Here is a 20,838-nt window from a genome sequence, read left to right on the forward strand (position 1 = left end):
AACTATGTGCCAACGTGCGATCGCCAATATTGATATCAGCAAAGAGTATGACGAAAGCATGGGCAGTAACGATGTGCATTATCAGTCGTTTGCTCGTATGGCGGATTTCTTTGGTCGTGATATGCAGGCGCATCGCCACGACCAGTTTTTTCAAATGCACTTTCTTGATACCGGGCAGATTGAGCTACAGCTCGACGATCATCGCTATTCGGTGCAGGCGCCGCTATTTGTGCTTACGCCGCCCTCGGTGCCGCATGCTTTTATTACCGAATCGGATAGCGATGGTCATGTTCTGACGGTACGCGAAGAGCTGGTTTGGCCGCTGCTGGAAGTGCTTTATCCCGGCACCAGAGAGGCCTTCGGCCTGCCGGGAATCTGTCTGTCGCTGGCGGATAAACCCAACGAGCTGGCGGCGCTCAAACATTACTGGCAGCTAATTGAGCGGGAGTCCACGGAACAACTGGCTGGCTGCGAACATACCCTGGTGCTACTGGCGCAGGCGGTATTTACCTTGCTGTTGCGTAATGCGAAGCTGGACGATCACGCCGCAACCGGGATGCGCGGTGAACTGAAACTTTTTCAGCGCTTTACCCTGTTAATTGACAACCACTTCCATCAGCACTGGACGGTGCCCGATTATGCCTGCGAGTTGCATATTACCGAATCTCGTTTGACCGATATTTGCCGACGTTTTGCTAATCGCCCGCCTAAACGCCTGATTTTTGATCGGCAATTACGCGAGGCGAAACGACTGCTGCTTTTTTCCGACAATGCTGTCAACGAGATCGCCTGGCAATTAGGTTTTAAAGATCCGGCTTATTTCGCCCGTTTCTTTAATCGCCTTGCTGGCTGTTCTCCTTCGCAGTTTCGCCAACGTGAAGTTCCCTCTTTTCTCAACTAAGAAGAGTAAAAACATGATGAAAAAAAGCGTCGCTATGCTGGCGGTTTGTATGCTGGCGCAAAGCCACCTTGCTATTGCTGCTGGTGCTCCTGCGCCTCAAGAGATCAACATTGTTTTACTGGGCACCAAAGGCGGGCCTTCTTTGCTCAATACAGCCAGACTACCGCAAGCGACGGCGCTCACTATCGGCGATAAAATATGGCTGATAGATGCCGGCTACGGCGCCAGTCTGCAACTGGTGAAAAACGGCATTCCACTGCGCAACATCAATACTATTTTGCTCACCCATCTGCACAGCGACCACATACTGGATTATCCTTCCTTGCTGATGAATGCCTGGGCAAGTGGTCTGAAAGACCATACCATACAGGTGTATGGCCCGCCGGGAACCCAGGCGATGACGAAGGCTAGCTGGAAGGTCTTTGACAGGGATATCACGCTACGCATGGAAGAAGAGGGGAAACCCGATCCGCGCAACCTGGTTAAGGCGACCGATATTAGCCAGGGCGTCATCTATAAAGATGAACTGGTTACAATAAGCGCGCTGAAAGTGCCTCATTCCCCTTTCCCGGACGGTGAAGCGTTTGCTTACCGTTTTGATACCCAAGGTAAGCGAATCGTCTTCTCTGGCGATACGTCCTGGTTTCCGCCGCTTGCAACGTTTGCCCAAGGGGCGGATATCCTGGTACATGAGGCGGTACATGTCCCTTCGGTAGCAAAACTGGCTAATAGTATTGGCAACGGAAAAACGCTGGCTGAAGCGATTGCGTCGCATCACACCACGATTGAAGATGTCGGTAAGATTGCTCGCGAGGCCCACGTGAAAAAACTGGTGTTAAGTCATCTGGTGCCTGCGACGGTTGCGGATGACGTCTGGCAACAGGAAGCCATGAAAAATTACCCGGGCCCTGTCATTGTCGGTCATGACAATATGACGATAAGCGTACCGTAAGTATCAGGGCAGGGGTAAACCCACGGGCTGACATGATGTCAGCCCGTTATGCTTTTGGCGATCAGCATGACACGCAGAGCTTTTGTCTAAAACATTATTTTTTCTAAACACTACTTGCTGATTTTTATGCACAATAAAGGTAAGATGATTGCTCTGGTGAAATATTACTAAATAAGAATGTCACGGATGGAATTTATACAGTGTTAAAAGCAATGCGTTTCTTTGTCTGCCGGCCATCAGTAATATCCTCTGTACCGGCTCCTCGTTGCCAAAGTGAAGGTTAGATTAAACGAATCAAAAAATATCCGAACTGTACAATTTTTATATCAAACATATTTAACTGCAAAATACTGCAAACGTGCGCGAATACACTTAATCAGTAGTATGGCTAATGCATACTTTATTTCCTAAACTTTCTTATTATCTATTTGAATATTTCTGGTTAAACCAAATGGACAAACGGATACCAGACACTCGAAAGGATAACTGCAGGCTTCTGGTTTAGGATTGCAGTTACCAGGACAGTGGCTATTTTCTTTAAGCGATTTCCATAGAGCAGGATTAAACCTGGTAACGTTGTAAACAGTAACGGGATAAAGTTTATCGTTTATTAAGACCCCCTTATTAAAGGGGATGATAATGCTACCTGGAGGCATGTAAACGTCTGCCTGATACCATAAGGTCAATCTAAGATTTTTTAGGCTATGTATGCATGAGAACGATACTCCGGTAGAGGGACTTATAACTGTATCAACGACCTTCCATTCCATTACAGAAACCTTTTAAGTGAAATAGTCAATGGTGTAAATTACATTTTCCGCAAGCCTATTCAGGATAGATGAAAATCTGAGAAACATAACTCGTTGAAAACGATCGTTTTTTATTGACCACTCTATTTATATTGATTTTTTAATAAGTTATTTATTTTATGCTCTTATTTTGTTTACATTCTATTACATTTTTGTATTTTATACGTGGTGTAAATATTGGGCGGCAGTGGATGTTATAACGCTCAATTATTAAACTGTAAGTGACTGTTGTATTTCTTATTTATAAATACTGCAACCTGTAAGCGCAGCGGTTCATTTTACCCGGCATTGACAGGGAGAAGGTACGTATCAACCAGAGAGTACAAAACAGTGAAAGAATATATTCTTCAGGCAATAAATGATCGCTAACGTGTAAAAATAACCGACGTATCTAAAAAATGTGAACTTGTGGCTGGTCTTTATTTAAACGATGATCTTCGCAATGGCGCATTAATGGCTGACATTGGCGGTTCGTTGATCGGGTTGTGCGCGGTGAAAGGCTATATTTCTTCCGTTGGGGGAAGTATGTCAGAGGCATTCTGGTATTATACCGGGTGCATGTAAATCCGGGGTGGGCAGAAAGCCCACCCTCGGTTTATTGCCTTTATCGTGGATTAGGGATGCGAGATAAAGCGAGAAAGGCGTTGCAGCAGTAACCGGTTTTCTTCGCGCAGCCGTGAATTCTCTTCCAGCAGCGTTAACGCGACCGCGATCCCAGGCCAGTCGAGCGCCAGCTCCTCGCGTAAGCGTAGCGCGCGTTGTACCACGCTCGCTGCGCGATCGTCGAATTGCCAGTCGGCGTTATCGTCTTCGTAAGGCTCAATTACCCCAAGTCCGACGATTTCGTTTAGCTCCTCTTCCGTCACGCCGGTGTGCAAACAAAATTCGGTGATGGTAAAGGTGACAGTGATGTTAGCCATTATGCTTTCCCCCATTGCTGGCGTGGGTCAAAGGACGACTGCGCGTCCGCCAGTTGTTGCCACAGGGCAGCTGTTTTCTCGTCAGGTTTCGGCGGCATAACGATTTTGATGATGGCATAGAGATCGCCAGTGTGCTTTTTACTGGCTAATCCTTTTCCTTTGATACGCAGCCGCTGACCTGCCTGGCTGCCGGGGGGAATGGTCAGCAAAATACGCTCTTTAAGCGTTGGCACAGACACCTTCGCGCCGAGCGCCGCCTCCCATGGGGCAAGCGGAAGGACGACTTCCAGATCCTGATTGACGATATCAAAGAGCGGATGCGGGGCAATATGGATAACGAGCCATAAATCGCCATTAGGTCCGCCGTTTTCCCCCGGCGTGCCCTGGCCTTTCAGTCTGATTCGTTGCCCGTTGCTGACGCCAGCCGGGATTTTCACATTCAATGTTTTGGGAATTTCCCGCTCCACCAGACCGAACGCGTTATAAACGGGGACGGAATAGCTAATCGTACGCTGGTGCTCTTCCAGCGTTTCTTCCAGGAATACCGCCACTTCAATTTCGATATCATGACCGCGTGCGGCGTGGCGGTGGTGCGAATGGCGACCGTGCTGACCAAAAATAGACGAGAAAATATCATCAAAATCTTCGGCGTTATACGGTTGGCCTTCGTGTTGCTGGAACTGGCGATTAAATTGTGGATCGTTACGGTGTTGCCATAACTGGTCATACTCGGCGCGCCGTTGCTCATCACTCAGCACTTCCCATGCTTCAGCAACCTCTTTGAAACGGGCTTCGGCATCGGGTTCTTTGCTGACATCTGGATGGTACTTGCGGGCCAGTCGGCGATAGGCGGTCTTAATCGTCTTGAGATCGTCCGTCGGTTTCACGCCCATAATGGCGTAATAATCCTTAAGTTCCATAGCATCATCTCGCTAAATCAATACATACAGAAGGGACCCCAAAAAGGTTTCTCCACTAAGTGTAGGGTAAACCTGAAAAGTGCGTATGAAAACACCAGTTATATCATTAGTAAGAATAAATTACGTTGTTCGACTATCAGAAGGTTGCGCAGCGCGCCGACATAACTTTACAGGGGAAAGGTTGCCAAAACCGCGCCAGTGGCTAAGATAACTCGCGTTAAACAGTGAGGGCGCAATGGCGAAACAACAACGGATGGGCTGGTGGTTTCTTTGCCTTGCATGTGTCGTGGTAATGGTTTGTACCGCGCAACGCATGGCGGGCCTGCACGCCTTGCAGATGCAGGCGACGGCCTCTGCTGCGGTGGTCAGCGCTCCCTCTTCGACAGATGACGGCTCGCCGGTCACTCCCTGTGAATTAAGCGCCAAGTCGCTGCTGGCGGCGCCTCCGGTACTCTTTGAAGGCGCTATCCTTGCGCTTTGTCTACTGCTTTCCTTACTGGCGCCTGTCCGGGTCATGCGCCTGCCGTTTTCGCCTCCACGGGCTATTTCGCCGCCCACATTACGGGTACATCTACGATTTTGTGTCTTCCGTGAATGACAGACCGGTTATTGCTAACGGTTACTTACTCATTCACGGAGAAAAAATATGATGATTTTGTTCAGGCGGATACTGTTCTGCCTGTTATGGCTTTGGCTGCCCGTCTCCTGGGCGGCGGAAAGCGGCTGGCTGCGTTCGCCCGATAACGACCATGCCAGCATACGGCTACGTGCCGATACGTCCGCTAACGGTGAGACCCGGCTGTTGCTGGATGTCAAACTGGAAAACGGCTGGAAAACCTACTGGCGCGCGCCGGGGGAAGGGGGCGTGGCACCCTCTATCGCCTGGAAAGGCGACATGCCTGAGGTAAGCTGGTTCTGGCCAACCCCCTCGCGCTTTGATGTGGCGAATATCACCACCCAGGGATATCACGACGAGGTGACCTTTCCGATGATCGTGCGCGGTACGCCGCCGGCGACCTTGAGCGGCGTGTTGACGTTATCAACCTGCAGCAATGTTTGTCTGTTGACCGATTACCCCTTTTCCGTGACGCCCACTGTGCAGAATGCCGATTTTGCCCATGACTATGCGCGGGCGATGGGTAAAGTTCCGCTCCGCAGTGGGCTAACGGACTCGCTTGACGTCGGCTATCGCCCGGGAGAACTGGTGGTCACTGCTGCGCGAGCGGCGGGCTGGTCATCGCCCGGGCTCTATCTTGACACCATAGATGACGTCGATTTTGCGAAGCCTCGCCTGCGCGTAGAGGGCGACAGGTTACAGGCGACGGTGCCGGTGACGGACAGTTGGGGCGAAAAGGCGCCCGATTTGCGCAACAAATCGCTGACCCTCGTGTTAGCCGATGGCGCTATCGCCCAGGAGAGCACGCAAACCATTGGCGCTGCGCCAGCGCAAACGCCGGACAATGCGGCGCTACCTTTCTGGCAAGTTGTAATGATGGCGCTGATCGGCGGACTGATTCTTAATTTAATGCCCTGCGTGCTGCCGGTTCTGGGCATGAAACTTGGCTCTATTTTATTGGTAGAGGAAAAAAGCCGCTCTCACATCAGGCGACAATTTTTGGCTTCGGTCGCCGGTATCATTGCGTCATTTATGGCGCTGGCGGCGTTTATGACCCTCCTTCGCCTGTCAAACCATGCGCTGGCCTGGGGAGTCCAGTTCCAGAATGCATGGTTTATTGGTTTTATGGCTCTGGTGATGTTGTTGTTTAGCGCCAGCCTGTTCGGGCTTTTTGAGTTCAGGCTTCCCTCATCTATGACCACGAAACTGGCCACTTACGGCGGTAACGGTATGTCGGGACATTTCTGGCAGGGGGCGTTCGCCACGCTGCTGGCGACGCCTTGTAGCGCGCCGTTTCTGGGTACGGCGGTGGCGGTGGCGCTCACGGCGTCGTTGCCGACGCTATGGGGGCTGTTCCTTGCGCTTGGCCTGGGAATGAGCGCGCCGTGGCTACTGGTCGCGATACGACCAGGGCTTGCGCTACGTTTACCGCGCCCCGGGCGTTGGATGAATGTCCTGCGCAGGATCCTCGGTCTGATGATGCTGGGATCGGCTATCTGGCTGGCGACGTTACTCCTGCCGCATTTCGGCTTCACTGCGTCAAAGAGCGCGCAAGACACGGTTCAGTGGCAACCGTTGAGTGAACAGGCAATCCAGTCGGCGCTGGCGCAGCATAAGCGGGTATTTGTCGATGTCACTGCGGACTGGTGTATTACCTGTAAAGTGAATAAATACAACGTCCTGCAAAAAGAGGATGTGCAGGACGCCTTGCAACAGCCGGATGTTGTGGCGCTGCGGGGAGACTGGACGCTGCCGTCCGATGCCATTACAGATTTTCTGAAAACGCGTGGTCAGGTCGCCGTGCCGTTTAATCAGGTATATGGCCCCGGCTTGCCGGAAGGGGAGGCACTGCCCACTTTGCTGACCCGCGATGCGGTATTACAAACGTTGAAAAAAGCGAAAGGAATAACCCAATGAAATACATGATTGTTTTACTGCTGGCGCTGTTTTCGACGCTGAGCATCGCGCAAGAAACTGCTCCTTTTACGCCGGATCAGGAAAAGCAGATTGAAAATCTGATCCATGCGGCGTTGTTTAACGATCCTGCCAGCCCGCGGATAGGCACTAAACACCCTAAGCTGACGCTGGTGAACTTTACGGATTACAACTGCCCGTACTGCAAACAGCTCGATCCGATGCTGGAAAAGATTGTGCAGAAATATCCTGACGTTGCGGTCATTATTAAACCGCTGCCATTCAAAGGAGAGAGCTCCGTACTGGCGGCGCGTATTGCGCTGACCACCTGGCGCGAGCATCCGCAACAGTTCCTCGCGCTACATGAAAAACTCATGCAAAAGCGCGGTTACCATACGGATGACAGTATTAAACAGGCCCAGCAGAAAGCAGGGGCTACGCCAGTGACGCTGGATGAAAAAAGCATGGAAACGATACGCACTAATTTGCAGTTGGCAAGGCTGGTCGGCGTGCAAGGAACGCCAGCGACGATCATTGGCGACGAGCTGATTCCGGGCGCAGTGCCCTGGGATACGCTGGAAGCGGTGGTGAAAGAAAAACTGGCGGCTGCCAATGGCGGGTAAACTGCGGCGTTGGCTGCGTGAAGCCGCGGTTTTTCTGGCGCTCCTCATCGCGATAATGGTGGTCATGGACGTCTGGCGCGCGCCGCAGGCGCCTCCGGCGTTTGCCACGACACCGTTACGTACGCTGACGGGAGAGTCGACAACTCTGGCGACATTGAGCGAAGAACGCCCCGTACTGCTCTATTTTTGGGCCAGCTGGTGCGGGGTATGCCGCTTTACTACGCCTGCGGTCGTTCGCCTGGCGGCGGAAGGGGAAAACGTCATGACCGTTGCGCTCCGCTCCGGCGATGACGCTGAGGTTGCCCGCTGGCTGGCGCGCAAGGGCGTTGACTTTCCGGTCGTCAATGATGCTAATGGCGCCTTATCCGCTGGCTGGGAAATCAGCGTGACGCCAACGCTGGTGGTGGTTTCACAAGGTCGGGTTGTGTTCACCACCAGCGGCTGGACCAGCTATTGGGGCATGAAGCTTCGGCTATGGTGGGCAAAAACGTTCTGAATATGCGCCGGGGTTTCCCGGCGCTAACGCGTTTACTGTAAGAAAAACCCCCGTTTTGCGAAATCGTTCCCGGAAAAATGATCCATTTCTGTCACACTCAGAACGATTTGATAACAACAAGAGGTCATAGGGATGAAAAAATCATTACTCGCTGTTGCTGTGGCAGGGGCTGTTTTGTTGTCATCCGCCGTACAGGCGCAGACAACGCCGGAGGGTTATCAATTACAACAGGTGCTGATGATGAGCCGCCATAATCTGCGGGCGCCGCTGGCGAATAATGGCAGCGTACTGGCGCAGTCGACGCCGAACGCCTGGCCGGCGTGGGACGTTCCCGGTGGGCAACTGACGACGAAAGGCGGCGTGCTGGAAGTCTATATGGGACACTACACACGTGAATGGCTGGTCGCGCAGGGGCTGATACCGTCGGGAGAATGTCCGGCGCCCGACACGGTATATGCCTATGCGAATAGTTTGCAGCGCACCGTCGCCACCGCGCAATTTTTCATTACTGGCGCTTTCCCCGGCTGTGATATTCCTGTTCATCATCAGGAAAAAATGGGCACTATGGACCCTACCTTCAATCCGGTAATTACCGATGATTCCGCCGCGTTCCGGCAACAGGCCGTACAGGCGATGGAAAAGGCGCGTAGTCAGCTACATCTTGATGAGAGTTATAAACTGCTTGAGCAGATAACGCATTATCAGGACTCGCCGTCCTGCAAAGAGAAGCATCAGTGTTCGCTAATCGACGCGAAAGATACCTTCAGCGCGAACTATCAGCAAGAGCCTGGCGTGCAGGGGCCGCTGAAAGTAGGGAACTCGCTGGTGGATGCGTTTACCCTGCAATATTACGAAGGGTTTCCGATGGATCAGGTCGCCTGGGGCGGGATCCACACCGATCGGCAGTGGAAGGTGCTGTCAAAACTGAAAAACGGCTATCAGGACAGCCTGTTTACCTCACCCACGGTGGCGCGCAATATCGCTGCGCCGCTGGTGAAATATATCGATAAGGTGCTGGTTGCCGATCGCGTTAGCGCGCCGAAGGTTACCGTGCTGGTGGGGCATGACTCCAATATCGCGTCGCTGCTGACGGCGCTGGATTTTAAACCCTATCAGCTCCATGACCAGTATGAGAGAACGCCGATTGGCGGCCAGCTTGTCTTCCAACGCTGGCATGACGGCAACGCTAACCGGGATTTGATGAAAATCGAGTATGTCTACCAGAGCGCCCGGCAGTTACGCAATGCGGAAGCGTTAACGCTCAAATCGCCCGCGCAAAGGGTAACCCTGGAACTGAAAGGATGTCCGGTGGATGCGAACGGCTTCTGTCCGCTGGATAAGTTCGATAACGTCATGAACACTGCCGCAAAATAGCCGTATGCCCCCGCGCAGGCGGGGGCGTTTGTGTTATACGTTCTTACGTTCGATGATTTGTTCGCCCCAGAAGAGCGAGTCTTTGTCCGTTTTCTCAAAGGCTTTGATCAGCACCTCATCGCTACCTTCTTCCCATATTTTTTCTGCCAGTTTCTCGTCATAGTGAGCGACTTCAAAAATGGCTTCGGCAATTTCCGGCGACGTATTACGCAGGCTTGCCCATTCGCCGACGCGGTGCGCTTTTGCTTCTTGAGTTGGCATTCGAATCCTCCTGTTGAAGATTAGCCGTTGAGTTTGACTGCCAGACCGGCGACGTATTCCCCCTGATAGCGAGCGATAGAGAGTTCCTCCTGGCTTGGTTGACGTGAACCGTCGCCTCCGGCGATAGTCGTTGCGCCGTAAGGCGTGCCGCCGCGAACCTGGGAGACGTCAAACAGTTCCTGTGCTGCATAGCCTATCGGGACAATCACCATCCCATGATGGGCAAGCGTAGTCCAGGTCGAGGTGATGGTCTGCTCCTGGCCGCCGCCCGTTCCGGTAGAACTGAACACGCTGCCGAGCTTGCCGTATAGCGCGCCGGATGCCCACAGTCCGCCGGTTTGGTCCAGGAAGGTACGCATCTGGCCTGACATATTGCCAAACCGGGTTGGCGTACCAAAAATAATGGCATCGTAATCCGCCAGCTCCTGTGGGGTGGCAACCGGTGCGTTTTGTGTTTTACCGCCAGCTTTTGCGAAGATTTCAGGCGGCATTGTTTCTGGCACACGCTTTATAATGACCTCTGCGCCGTCGACTTTCTTTGCCCCTTCCGCCACCGCATGCGCCATGGTTTCAATGTGTCCGTACATGGAATAATAGAGCACCAGAATCTTTGCCATTTGTACTACTCCTCAGATTAATCAGGTGTGTAGCGATTCGCTACGTCTATTTAAAGATATGCCCTCCTGTGAAGAGTGCAAATTTCAGCGCCATTTCTTTGATTTATAACAATAATTAATTTGGCGACCTTTGTTGCAAAATGATACATTTTTAAGCGCTTTGATTTTTCTAAATATAAGAATAACTTATTTATTTCTTATGGTTATTATTCTGCGTATTCGGCTTCCGATGTTGCAGAATATTTCGGTAAGCGGCCTACCACGGCGTTTTTCACTATGCTTAATTTTACGCGGCGTTACTGATGATATCGTTCATACGCTGCGCGAGGAGATACTCCTCATTACCTATGCAATATGATGTCTAATCTATGACGGAGGTCAGTAATGGCAAACCATCGTGGCGGTTCCGGTAATTTTGCGGAAGACCGCGAAAGAGCATCAGAAGCAGGTCGTAAAGGTGGTCAGCACAGCGGGGGCAATTTTAAGAATGACCCGCAGCGTGCATCCGAAGCAGGCAAAAAAGGGGGCAAAAGCAGTAACCGTAATAGCTAGCCTGCGTCACAACAGTAAGACGCTGAGCGTTTCGCGCTAAAAAGCGTCATACGCCACCGCCGCCGGATTTCCGGCGGTTTTTTTGTTTATAAGCCGGATTTGGTATGCTTGCGTCCTGACAAAAAGGAGAGGGCGCATGTCGCAACGCACAGAGAAAAAAATCGGGAAACGCTCGCAGGCCACCGGTGCAAAACGGCAGCTTATCTTAACCGCCGCGCTTGCTGTTTTTTCCCAGTATGGCATTCATGGCGCGCGTCTTGAGCAGGTCGCCGAGCGGGCAGGCGTCTCCAAAACCAATCTGCTTTATTATTATCCCTCGAAAGAGGTGCTGTATGTCGCGGTAATGCGACAGATCCTGGATGTCTGGCTGGCGCCGCTCAAGGCGTTTCGCGCAGAATTTTCCCCTCTGGAGGCCATCAAAGAGTATATCCGTCTCAAGCTGGAGGTTTCGCGTGATTATCCGCAGGCGTCGCGGCTCTTCTGCATGGAGATGCTGGCGGGCGCGCCGCTCTTAATGGAGGAACTGACCGGCGATCTAAAAGCGTTGATAGATGAAAAATCCGCGCTGATTGCCGGATGGGTGCACAGCGGGAAACTGGCGCCCATTTCCCCGCACCATTTGATCTTCATGATTTGGGCCGCCACGCAACATTACGCCGATTTTGCCCCTCAGGTTGAGGCGGTAACCGGCGCGACGCTTCGCGATGAAGCCTTTTTTAACCAAACGGTCGAAAGCGTTCAGCGCATTATTATTGAAGGGATTCGCGTGCGTTAACCGGCTGGCGGCAGTGGGCAGCTCAAATCCCCCTCTTCACATTGCAGCAGCGAGGCTAAAAACGCTTCGCGTTCGTTCGTTTTATCGGTCAGGCACTGGCTGGCGATCATGGGTTGCACGCTGCCGCCCTCCGTACCTGAACGAATCAGAGCGCAATCGGCGTCGCGCAGGGCAATCCATGCCACCTGCGCTTTTTGCAACAGCTCGCGCTGCGGCGGTTGCGCACGCCTAAGCGCGCTTTGATAGGTTTCGTTCAGCTTTTTATCTGCCGCCTGGTATTGCGCGGCGGCGCAGCGATTCATTTCCAGCTGCGTACTGGCGCTGGCACACTCATCAGCCAACGCCTGACTGCTGAACAATAACGCAGCGCAGGGAAGGAAAATTCGTTTCATACGGTCCTCTGACGCGAGTAAAAAGGCTCCATTGACGGAGCCTTAATTAACCACAGTATTAGCCAATTGTCATCAGGCTGGCATTACCGCCAGCGGCGGCAGTGTTTACGCTCAGCGAACGTTCAATATAGAGCCGTTCCAGCAGCATATTGCTTTCGCCGCGGGCGAACCCCTGTACCGACACTATCGCGCCTTCGCGGGCGGCGACGGCTTCGCAAACGGTCCGCAGCTTGTCGGAGTCGCCGTGGAAAATCACCGCGTCAAACGGCTGCGCCATCAGCGTTTCCGCTTTCGCAAACTGGACACGCGCCGCAACGGCGGCGGGGAGACGCTTCGCCAGATCGCGGTGGAAGGCGTCGTCTGACCATAGCGCCTGACTGCCGACGGCGAGAACGGCGGCAAGCTGCGTCAACGCGTCCTGTTCGTCATCAGCCAGGCATAATACCCGTTCACGCGGCAATAGCGTCCAGGTATTACGCTCGCCGGTCGGTCCCGGTAGCAGGCGCTGCGTGCCGGCCTGCGCCAGATCGGCGAATTGTCGGCAGAGCGTCTGTAGCGCCGGGCGATCCGCCGCCCATTGCGTCAGGGCGGTCAACGGCGCGAGTAGCGTGGTTTTAAGCTGCGCATCCACCGGGTAGCGCGCATCCTGACGAGTCAGCGTCGTATTGAGCGCATTGGGCGGGCGGTGTGCCAGCAGGCGGTAGAGATAGAGCGGCCCCCCCGCTTTTGGCCCGGTACCGGACAGGCCTTCGCCGCCAAACGGCTGGACGCCGACAACCGCGCCCACCATATTACGGTTAACGTACAGGTTGCCGACATGGGCGGAACCGGTGACTTGCGCAATGGTTTCATCAATACGGGTATGTACGCCCAGCGTTAGCCCGTAGCCGGAAGCGTTAATCTGTTTGATAAGCTCCGCCAGTTGGTTACGGTTATAACGCACGACATGCAGCACGGGCCCGAAGACCTCTTTTTCCAGTTCTGCGAAGTTTTCCAACTCAATAAGCGTGGGCATAACAAACGTACCGGTCTGCCATTCCTGCGCGTCATCGTTGTTTTCACGCGCGGCCTGGAAAACCGGGCGGCCTTTGGCGCGCATCGTCTGGATATGACGCTCGATGTTGGCTTTGGCCTCGCTATCAATCACCGGCCCGATATCGGTCGTCAGACGGCCTGGATTCCCCATCCGACACTCCGCCATCGCGCCGCGTAACATTTTCAGCGTATGTTCGGCGATATCGTCCTGCAAACACAGCACGCGGAGCGCGGAACAGCGTTGTCCGGCGCTGTCGAAAGCGGAAGCCAGCACATCCACGACCACCTGCTCGGTGAGCGCGGAAGAGTCGACAATCATAGCGTTCATACCGCCAGTTTCCGCAATCAACGGAATAGGGCGGCCCTGGGCGTCAAGACGCGTGGCGATGTTGCGCTGCAACAACGTCGCGACCTCCGTGGAACCGGTAAACATCACGCCGCGTACACGCGCATCGGCGGTAAGCTGGGCGCCGACGGTTTCTCCCCGTCCCGGCAACAGTTGCACGACGCCCGGCGGTACGCCCGCTTCCAGCAAAATGGCAATGCCCTGGGCGGCAATCAGCGATGTCTGCTCTGCCGGTTTCGCCAGAACGCTGTTACCTGCCGCCAGCGCGGCGGCGATTTGGCCGGTGAAAATGGCCAGCGGGAAGTTCCACGGACTGATGCAGACTACCGGCCCTAACGGGCGATGCGTTTCGTTATCGAAATCGTCACGCACTTGACCGGCATAATAATGGAGGAAGTCTACCGCTTCGCGCACTTCGGCAATGGCGTTGCTGAACGTTTTCCCCGCTTCGCGCACCAACAGGCCAATCAACTGCTGCATTTGGTCTTCCATCAATACCGCCGCCCGCTGCAAAATGGCGGCGCGTTCTTGCGGCGGCGTCGCAAACCAAACCGGCGCCTGATTGACCGCGTTTTGCAATGCCTGTTCAACCTCGCTTTCTGTCGCTTCGCGTCCCCAGCCGACAATATCTTTCGGTTCCGCCGGGTTGATAACCGGCGTCATCTCACCGTCGGCCACCGGTTGTTCCAGCACAGGTTTGGCCTGCCATTTCTGCATGGCGTTGCTTAACAGGGCAGAAGAAAGCGAGGCGAGGCGATGTTCATTCGCTAAATCAAGTCCGGCGGAGTTTATCCGACCTTCGCCGTACAGATCGCGCGGCAGCGGAATTTTCGGATGCGGTATGCCAGCCTGACCTTCCTGCTGCGCCAGTTTTTCCACGGCCTCGACCGGGTCCGCCACCAGTTCATCGAGCGGTAGGGTGGCATCGGCGATGCGGTTGACAAAAGAGGTGTTGGCGCCGTTTTCCAGCAGGCGTCGTACCAGATAGGCCAGCAGGGTTTCGTGTGTTCCCACCGGCGCGTAAATACGGCAGGGACGGTTAAGTTTTCCGTCCGCCACTTTACCGGTGACCTGTTCATACAGCGGTTCGCCCATGCCGTGCAGGCACTGGAATTCGTACTGACCCGGATAGTAATTTTGCCCGGCCAGATGATAAATCGCCGCCAGTGTGTGAGCGTTATGGGTCGCGAACTGCGGGTAGATCAGATTAGGGACGGCGAGCAGTTTTTTCGCGCAGGCCAGATAAGAGACATCGGTATACACTTTGCGGGTATAAACCGGATAGCCCTCCAGCCCTTCCATTTGCGCGCGTTTGATCTCGCTATCCCAGTAGGCGCCTTTCACCAGACGAATCATCAGCCGACGGCGGCTACGGGAGGCCAGATCGACTAAATAATCAATGACCAGCGGGCAGCGTTTCTGGTAAGCCTGGATCACAAAGCCAATGCCGTTCCAGCCCGCCAGTTCGGGTTCGAAGCAGAGTTTTTCCAGCAGATCGAGCGAGATCTCCAGACGATCCGCCTCTTCGGCGTCGATATTGAGACCGATATCATACTGGCGCGCCAGCAGCGTCAGGGATTTCAGGCGCGGATAAAGCTCCTCCATTACTCGATCGTATTGCGCGCGACTATAGCGTGGATGCAGGGCGGACAGCTTAATCGAGATGCCTGGCCCTTCGTAAATACCGCGACCGTTAGACGCTTTGCCGATGGCATGAATCGCTTGCTGGTAAGAAACCATATAGGCCTGCGCATCGGCGGCGGTTAACGCGGCTTCGCCCAGCATATCGTAAGAATAGCGGAACCCTTTCTCTTCCAGTTTTCGGGCATTCGCCAGCGCCTGAGCAATGGTTTCGCCAGTCACGAACTGCTCGCCCATTAAACGCATCGCCATGTCGACGCCTTTGCGGATTAACGGTTCGCCGCTCTTGCCGATAATGCGGTTCAGCGAGCGTGAAAGATTAGCTTCGTTATGCGTTGAGACCAGTCGGCCGGTAAAGAGCAGCCCCCAGGTGGCGGCGTTTACAAACAGCGACGGGCTACGGCCAATATGCGACTGCCAGTTGCCATTACTGATTTTGTCGCGAATTAACGCATCGCGCGTAGCTTTGTCGGGAATACGCAGCAGCGCTTCCGCCAGACACATCAGCGCTACGCCTTCTTGCGAAGAGAGGGAAAACTCCTGCAACAGGCCTTGCACCATACCCGCGCGACCGCTGGCGGATTTTTGATTGCGCAATTTCTCCGCCAGTTGATACGCCAGTTTATGCGCCTGCTCAGCGACAGGCGGCGACAGGCGCGCCTGTTCCACTAGCATTGACACCGCATCGGTTTCCGGGCGGCGCCAGGCGGCAGTGATGGCGGCGCGAGAGACGGATTGGGGAAGAATCTGTTCGGCAAACTCCAGAAAGGGCTGATGCGGCTCATCCTGCGGCGCGACCGGCTCCTCGCTTTCATTTGCCGCGCCGGCAAACAGCGCAGGTAGCTCTGGTAGCGTATCGCTATTTTCCAGCTTGTCCAGATAGCTAAAGATTGCCTGTTTTATTAACCAGTGCGGCGTGCGATCGATACGCGAGGCGGCCATTTTGATCCGTTCGCGCGTGGCGTCGTCCAGCTTAACCCCCATCGTGGTGGTTCCCATACCCTCTACTCCTGTTATTTGCTCTATCTGCTAACCAATAGTTAGCGGAAAATATCCACCATGTTGCAACTTTGTGCAACCGCGTTAAATGTGACCTGCGTTGCAAGCTTAAAAATGAATAAATTGTTAAAAAAAGAAAGGGGGAGTCTGACGGGGAAAACCATCTGGATTTATTTTCTCTGCGGTAGTTAACACTTTTAAAAGGTGCAACCGCAAAAAATGTGAGAGAGTGCAACCTGGAGAAAAATAGTATCCCTCTGCAATCAAATTTGATGTAAATGGTGTGTTAAATCGATTGTGAATAACCACCGCTTCCGGCAGGATACGGTCGCTCTGGTAAACATAACACCCTTGCCACGTTCCGGCAGGGTACAAAACGGCACGCTACGGTAGTGCCAATAAATAAATTTGGAGAACCTTGATGGCTATTAGCACACCGATGTTGGTGACATTCTGTGTCTATATTTTTGGCATGATATTGATTGGGTTTATCGCCTGGCGCTCAACCAAAAACTTTGATGACTATATTCTTGGCGGTCGCAGCCTGGGGCCGTTTGTTACGGCTTTATCAGCCGGTGCGTCGGATATGAGCGGCTGGCTGTTAATGGGGCTGCCTGGCGCTATCTTTCTGTCGGGGATCTCTGAAAGCTGGATCGCCATTGGCCTGACGTTAGGCGCATGGATTAACTGGAAGCTGGTGGCCGGGCGCCTGCGCGTGCATACCGAATTTAACAATAACGCGCTCACGCTGCCGGACTATTTTACCGGTCGGTTTGAGGATAAGAGCCGAGTCCTGCGTATTATTTCCGCGCTGGTCATTCTGCTGTTTTTCACTATCTATTGCGCATCAGGTATTGTCGCTGGGGCACGACTGTTCGAAAGCACCTTCGGTATGAGCTATGAAACCGCACTGTGGGCGGGGGCCGCGGCAACCATTATTTATACCTTTATCGGCGGCTTTCTTGCCGTTAGCTGGACGGATACCGTTCAGGCCAGCCTGATGATTTTTGCGTTAATCCTGACGCCGGTGATGGTTATTGTCGGCGTAGGCGGTTTTAGCGAGTCGCTGGAGGTGATCAAGCAAAAGAGCATCGAGAATGTCGACATGCTCAAGGGGCTGAATTTTGTCGCTATTATTTCCCTGATGGGCTGGGGACTGGGTTACTTCGGTCAGCCGCATATCCTGGCGCGCTTTATGGCGGCGGACTCCCATCACAGCATTGTTCATGCGCGTCGTATCAGTATGACCTGGATGATTCTGTGTCTGGCGGGCGCGGTGGCGGTGGGCTTCTTTGGCATTGCGTACTTTAACAATAACCCCGCGCTGGCCGGGGCGGTGAACCAAAACTCAGAGCGCGTATTTATTGAACTGGCGCAGATCCTGTTTAACCCGTGGATTGCCGGTGTTCTGCTGTCTGCTATCCTGGCGGCGGTGATGTCGACGTTGAGCTGTCAGTTGCTGGTATGCTCCAGCGCGATTACGGAAGATTTATATAAGGCTTTTCTGCGTAAAAGCGCCAGCCAGCAAGAGCTGGTATGGGTAGGGCGAGTGATGGTGCTGGTGGTAGCGCTGATCGCCATTGCGCTGGCGGCGAATCCCGATAACCGTGTGCTGGGGCTGGTGAGCTACGCCTGGGCTGGATTCGGCGCGGCATTTGGACCTGTTGTCCTGTTTTCTGTGATGTGGTCGCGTATGACACGTAACGGCGCGCTGGCGGGAATGATTATTGGCGCGGTGACGGTTATCGTCTGGAAACAATATGGCTGGCTGGATCTGTATGAGATCATCCCTGGCTTCATTTTCGGCAGCCTGGGGATCGTAATCTTTAGCCTGCTTGGCAAAGCGCCGACAGCAGCGATGCAGGAACGCTTTGCAAAAGCGGACGCGCATTATCATTCCGCGCCGCCGTCGAAGCTACAGGCGGAATAACCGACATGTCCGATAGCATTATTGCCATCGGACATATTTTACCAGGCGGCGTTATACGCCCGCCTGGTCCTCTGATAAGTCCCGGACCGATTGACTGAAGATGTTCAGGTAAATGAGGACGCACTCTCAAACTATTTTTAGCCCTTGAGCGCCGTTAACGCGGGCGTAATACATCTCGAGTAATCACTAACTAGCCATATATGAAATCGCCTGTTAATGGTACCAATAGCCTTGACGCAATAGAGTAATGACAAAAATTAAAACAAGTCAGCGTTACTGGCGTAAGTATGCCGCATAAAATTTTGCATAAATAATGCCGTTTTAGCGATGGGAGAGAGGACACGTTAATTATTCCATTTTAACCTTATATATGTTCAATATTCAATGGGTTATGGATGTTTTCAGCATTAATACCCGCAGTAGCTAATGATTATCTTTTTTAGTCTCCTGCCGATGAAATAATCGTGTAATCTTTCTGTAAGAGACTGACAATGACGCAATAATGTTTGGTTAATGCTTGGTGAATATATTGTTGCATTATTGATGTTTTGTGTTGTACTTAGTAGTAATAGCGGTAGTTCCCCGGCAGTGATGGTCACTCACTATGGAGATCGCGAATGGTAATGTCCGCACCAGGACACATTGTTTACAGTAGTTACAACACCCTGTACGGACATTCTCTCTCCGGTGGTGGTCTTGTCATCTTAAAAGCTCTCATCATTTCCCTTACTGACCATACCCATGACGTCATATGTGGTGCGCGTAGCCGTGTGTGGCGTCGTTTCAAAAAGCAAGCTAAGGCTTACAAGGAAGCCAACCCTCAGATGTGTGTGCGCATAATCGCGTTCAAGAGAACGCGGGTGATGTATACCTACAACTCAAGGTGCTATCCATGGGAAGACAAAAAGCAGTGATCAAAGCTCGTCGTGAAGCAAAGCGTGTGTTGAGACGAGATTCGCGTAGTCATAAGCAACGTGAAGAAGAATCGGTCACGTCACTGGTACAGATGGGCGGAGTAGAAGCCATTGGCATGGCGCGCGATAGTCGCGATACCTCTCCTGTTAAGGCGCGAAATGAAGCACAGGCGCATTATCTGAACGCTATCGACAGTAAACAGCTTATTTTTGCGACCGGCGAAGCCGGCTGCGGGAAAACATGGATCAGTGCGGCAAAGGCGGCAGAAGCATTGATTCATAAGGACGTCGAGAGGATCATTGTGACGCGTCCGGTATTGCAAGCTGATGAAGACCTTGGTTTTTTGCCCGGTGATATCGCTGAAAAATTCGCGCCTTATTTTCGTCCCGTCTACGATGTCCTGCTTAAACGGTTGGGCGCGTCCTTTATGCAATATTGTTTGCGCCCGGAAATCGGTAAGGTAGAAATTGCCCCGTTCGCCTATATGCGTGGGCGTACTTTTGAAAATGCGGTCGTGATCCTCGATGAGGCGCAAAATGTGACTGCGGCGCAAATGAAAATGTTTTTGACGCGATTAGGCGAAAATGTCACGGTCATTGTCAATGGCGATATTACGCAATGCGACCTGCCGCGCGGCGTGCGTTCCGGGTTGAGCGATGCGTTGGAACGCTTTGAAGAAGATGAAATGGTAGGGATTGTGCATTTCAACAAAGACGACTGCGTGCGCTCGGCGCTTTGTCAGCGAACGCTTCACGCATACAGCTAATATAGCATTGACTTTCAGAGCCCGGGAAACCGGGCTTTGTTATCTATAAAGCATCCAGCAGACTCATGGACAAAAAAGGAAAATGACGCCTGTACGTGAAGGGAATTATTTTGTCATGTCCAGGGCATTCATTGTCCGTAATTTGCTTTCTCGGGCCTGTTCCGGCGAGGACTGTACAAGAAGGGTATAGAGCAGGTCAAAGACGAAAAGCTGCGCGGCTTTCGTACCGATCGAGTCACCCTGCAACATTCCTTGCCGATTACCATTGATCAGGCAAAAATCGGCCTCTTCACATAATGGAGAACCCAGATTATGGGTAATGGCGACTGTGGTGGCGCCAGCCTGTCGGGCCAATCGGAGTGAATGCACTGTTTCTGGCGATGTGCCCGAGTGACTGACACCCATCGCGACATCGCCTGCTTTTAATAGCGTAGCCTGCATGTACATAAAATGGTTATTGCTTACCGCATCGCCCCGTAAACCAATACGCATTAGCTTGTGTTTCATATCCAGCGCCGTGATCCCCGATGAGCCCACACCAAAGATATAAACTGAGTGACAGTGACGTAGGGCATCCACGACACCGAGAACCTGTTGCATATCAAGCAGATTTAGCGTTTCAGATAATACATTACTAATGGTATTCTGCAATTTTAAACCAATGGCGTGGGCATCGTCGGATTCGCTAACTTCGGCATCCAGTAGAGGACTACTGTCATCAGACTCGGTAGTGGCAAGTTCAATGGCCAGGTCCATTTTAAAATCCTGAAAACCTTTATAGCCCAGGGTGCGACAAAAGCGAATAACCGTGGCTTCTCCGGCCTGTGTTTCGCGCGACAAATCGGCAATAGATGACTGTGTCACCTGTCTGGGGAAGGCTAAAATATATTGCGCAATACGCTGGGAGGCACGTGTCAGGCTTTTTTGCATAGCACCCAGAGTATCAAGGATTTTTCCGGGTTTAAGACGTGGGGGTTGAGGCTCCATATAGTTCCTGCTCTTGAGGGCTGATTGCGGCACAAAGCCTGCAATATCGAACAGAGTAGAGCCTATCAAGTCTGCGGCATGAAAAAAAGCGCGATGT

19 protein-coding genes are annotated in these 20,838 nt (G+C 52.9%); 11 read left to right on the top strand and 8 right to left on the bottom strand.

The features are described 5' to 3' along the window. Positions 1-4: 4 nt before the first annotated feature. Together hpaA and ACLJRH_RS16345 are read left to right on the top strand one after the other, a co-directional pair. Entirely contained in the window at positions 5-901 is an 897-nt protein-coding gene (gene hpaA / locus ACLJRH_RS16340) for a 4-hydroxyphenylacetate catabolism regulatory protein HpaA (protein WP_000336602.1), read from the top strand. A 13-nt stretch (positions 902-914) separates the two neighbouring features. After that, a complete protein-coding gene (locus ACLJRH_RS16345; protein ID WP_000976558.1) occupies positions 915-1,853 on the top strand; it encodes an MBL fold metallo-hydrolase in 939 nt (312 codons plus the stop codon). Positions 1,854-2,260: 407 nt separating this feature from the next. Here ACLJRH_RS16345 and ACLJRH_RS16350 read toward each other — a convergent pair whose 3' ends face one another. The 3 genes from ACLJRH_RS16350 to cbpA form a co-directional block, all read right to left on the bottom strand. Beyond that, entirely contained in the window at positions 2,261-2,623 is a 363-nt protein-coding gene (locus ACLJRH_RS16350) for an anti-adapter protein IraM (protein ID WP_001542612.1), read from the bottom strand. Positions 2,624-3,276: 653 nt separating this feature from the next. Further along, positions 3,277-3,582: a chaperone modulator CbpM gene (gene cbpM, locus ACLJRH_RS16355; protein ID WP_001284251.1), complete on the bottom strand. Its 306-nt coding sequence runs from the start codon at positions 3,580-3,582 to the stop codon at positions 3,277-3,279. Then, positions 3,582-4,502, bottom strand: coding sequence for a curved DNA-binding protein (cbpA, locus tag ACLJRH_RS16360; RefSeq protein ID WP_000420603.1), 921 nt, complete (start codon positions 4,500-4,502; stop codon positions 3,582-3,584). The genes cbpM and cbpA overlap by 1 nt, the downstream gene beginning before the upstream one ends. Positions 4,503-4,737: 235 nt before the next feature. Between cbpA and ACLJRH_RS16365 the strand changes: the two genes are divergently transcribed. From ACLJRH_RS16365 to agp, 5 genes are all read left to right on the top strand, one after another. After that, positions 4,738-5,100, top strand: a complete 363-nt coding sequence (locus tag ACLJRH_RS16365; protein WP_001118902.1) for a copper resistance protein — start codon at positions 4,738-4,740, stop codon at positions 5,098-5,100. A 48-nt stretch (positions 5,101-5,148) separates the two neighbouring features. Continuing rightward, a complete protein-coding gene (locus ACLJRH_RS16370) occupies positions 5,149-7,035 on the top strand; it encodes a protein-disulfide reductase DsbD family protein (protein WP_023137357.1) in 1,887 nt (628 codons plus the stop codon). Further along, complete coding sequence (locus ACLJRH_RS16375) at positions 7,032-7,655, top strand: DsbA family protein (RefSeq protein WP_000876694.1); 624 nt, start codon at positions 7,032-7,034, stop codon at positions 7,653-7,655. Before ACLJRH_RS16370 ends, ACLJRH_RS16375 begins: the two co-directional genes overlap by 4 nt. Further along, entirely contained in the window at positions 7,645-8,151 is a 507-nt protein-coding gene (locus ACLJRH_RS16380) for a protein disulfide oxidoreductase (protein WP_023137356.1), read from the top strand. Before ACLJRH_RS16375 ends, ACLJRH_RS16380 begins: the two co-directional genes overlap by 11 nt. A 132-nt stretch (positions 8,152-8,283) precedes the next feature. Continuing rightward, positions 8,284-9,525: a bifunctional glucose-1-phosphatase/inositol phosphatase gene (gene agp, locus ACLJRH_RS16385; RefSeq protein ID WP_023137355.1), complete on the top strand. Its 1,242-nt coding sequence runs from the start codon at positions 8,284-8,286 to the stop codon at positions 9,523-9,525. Positions 9,526-9,558: 33 nt separating this feature from the next. Here the strand turns inward: agp and ACLJRH_RS16390 are convergent, their stop codons facing one another. After that, positions 9,559-9,786, bottom strand: coding sequence for a YccJ family protein (locus ACLJRH_RS16390; protein WP_001143125.1), 228 nt, complete (start codon positions 9,784-9,786; stop codon positions 9,559-9,561). Positions 9,787-9,806: 20 nt separating this feature from the next. Next, entirely contained in the window at positions 9,807-10,403 is a 597-nt protein-coding gene (gene wrbA, locus ACLJRH_RS16395; protein ID WP_001062898.1) for an NAD(P)H:quinone oxidoreductase, read from the bottom strand. A 384-nt stretch (positions 10,404-10,787) separates the two neighbouring features. Between wrbA and ACLJRH_RS16400 the strand changes: the two genes are divergently transcribed. Together ACLJRH_RS16400 and rutR are read left to right on the top strand one after the other, a co-directional pair. After that, positions 10,788-10,955, top strand: a complete 168-nt coding sequence (locus ACLJRH_RS16400; RefSeq protein WP_001273663.1) for a general stress protein — start codon at positions 10,788-10,790, stop codon at positions 10,953-10,955. A 136-nt stretch (positions 10,956-11,091) separates the two neighbouring features. Next, positions 11,092-11,730 (top strand): HTH-type transcriptional regulator RutR, encoded by a 639-nt coding sequence (rutR, locus tag ACLJRH_RS16405; protein ID WP_023136468.1) that lies wholly within the window; start codon positions 11,092-11,094, stop codon positions 11,728-11,730. Here rutR and ACLJRH_RS16410 read toward each other — a convergent pair. Together ACLJRH_RS16410 and putA are read right to left on the bottom strand one after the other, a co-directional pair. Further along, on the bottom strand, positions 11,727-12,122 hold the full coding sequence (locus tag ACLJRH_RS16410) for a lysozyme inhibitor LprI family protein (RefSeq protein WP_023136467.1): 396 nt from the start codon (positions 12,120-12,122) through the stop codon (positions 11,727-11,729). The two genes, rutR and ACLJRH_RS16410, sit on opposite strands and share 4 nt — an antisense overlap. A gap of 58 nt (positions 12,123-12,180) precedes the next feature. Next, on the bottom strand, positions 12,181-16,143 hold the full coding sequence (gene putA, locus ACLJRH_RS16415) for a trifunctional transcriptional regulator/proline dehydrogenase/L-glutamate gamma-semialdehyde dehydrogenase (RefSeq protein WP_023136466.1): 3,963 nt from the start codon (positions 16,141-16,143) through the stop codon (positions 12,181-12,183). 421 nt (positions 16,144-16,564) lie between these two features. Here putA and putP point away from each other — a divergent pair, with 421 nt between their 5' ends. Both putP and phoH read left to right on the top strand, forming a co-directional pair. Further along, positions 16,565-18,073 carry a sodium/proline symporter PutP gene (putP, locus tag ACLJRH_RS16420; protein WP_001018467.1) on the top strand — a complete coding sequence of 503 codons (1,509 nt, stop codon included), beginning with the start codon at positions 16,565-16,567 and terminating at the stop codon, positions 18,071-18,073. An 892-nt stretch (positions 18,074-18,965) separates the two neighbouring features. Beyond that, a complete protein-coding gene (phoH, locus tag ACLJRH_RS16425) occupies positions 18,966-19,754 on the top strand; it encodes a phosphate starvation-inducible protein PhoH (protein ID WP_000533527.1) in 789 nt (262 codons plus the stop codon). A 105-nt stretch (positions 19,755-19,859) separates the two neighbouring features. Here the strand turns inward: phoH and ACLJRH_RS16430 are convergent, their stop codons facing one another. Beyond that, on the bottom strand, positions 19,860-20,741 hold the full coding sequence (locus tag ACLJRH_RS16430) for a MurR/RpiR family transcriptional regulator (RefSeq protein ID WP_000433674.1): 882 nt from the start codon (positions 20,739-20,741) through the stop codon (positions 19,860-19,862). Between the last annotated feature and the right edge of the window lie 97 nt (positions 20,742-20,838).

The organism is Salmonella sp. SAL04162 (assembly GCF_046551535.1).
Classification (GTDB): domain Bacteria; phylum Pseudomonadota; class Gammaproteobacteria; order Enterobacterales; family Enterobacteriaceae; genus Salmonella; species Salmonella enterica.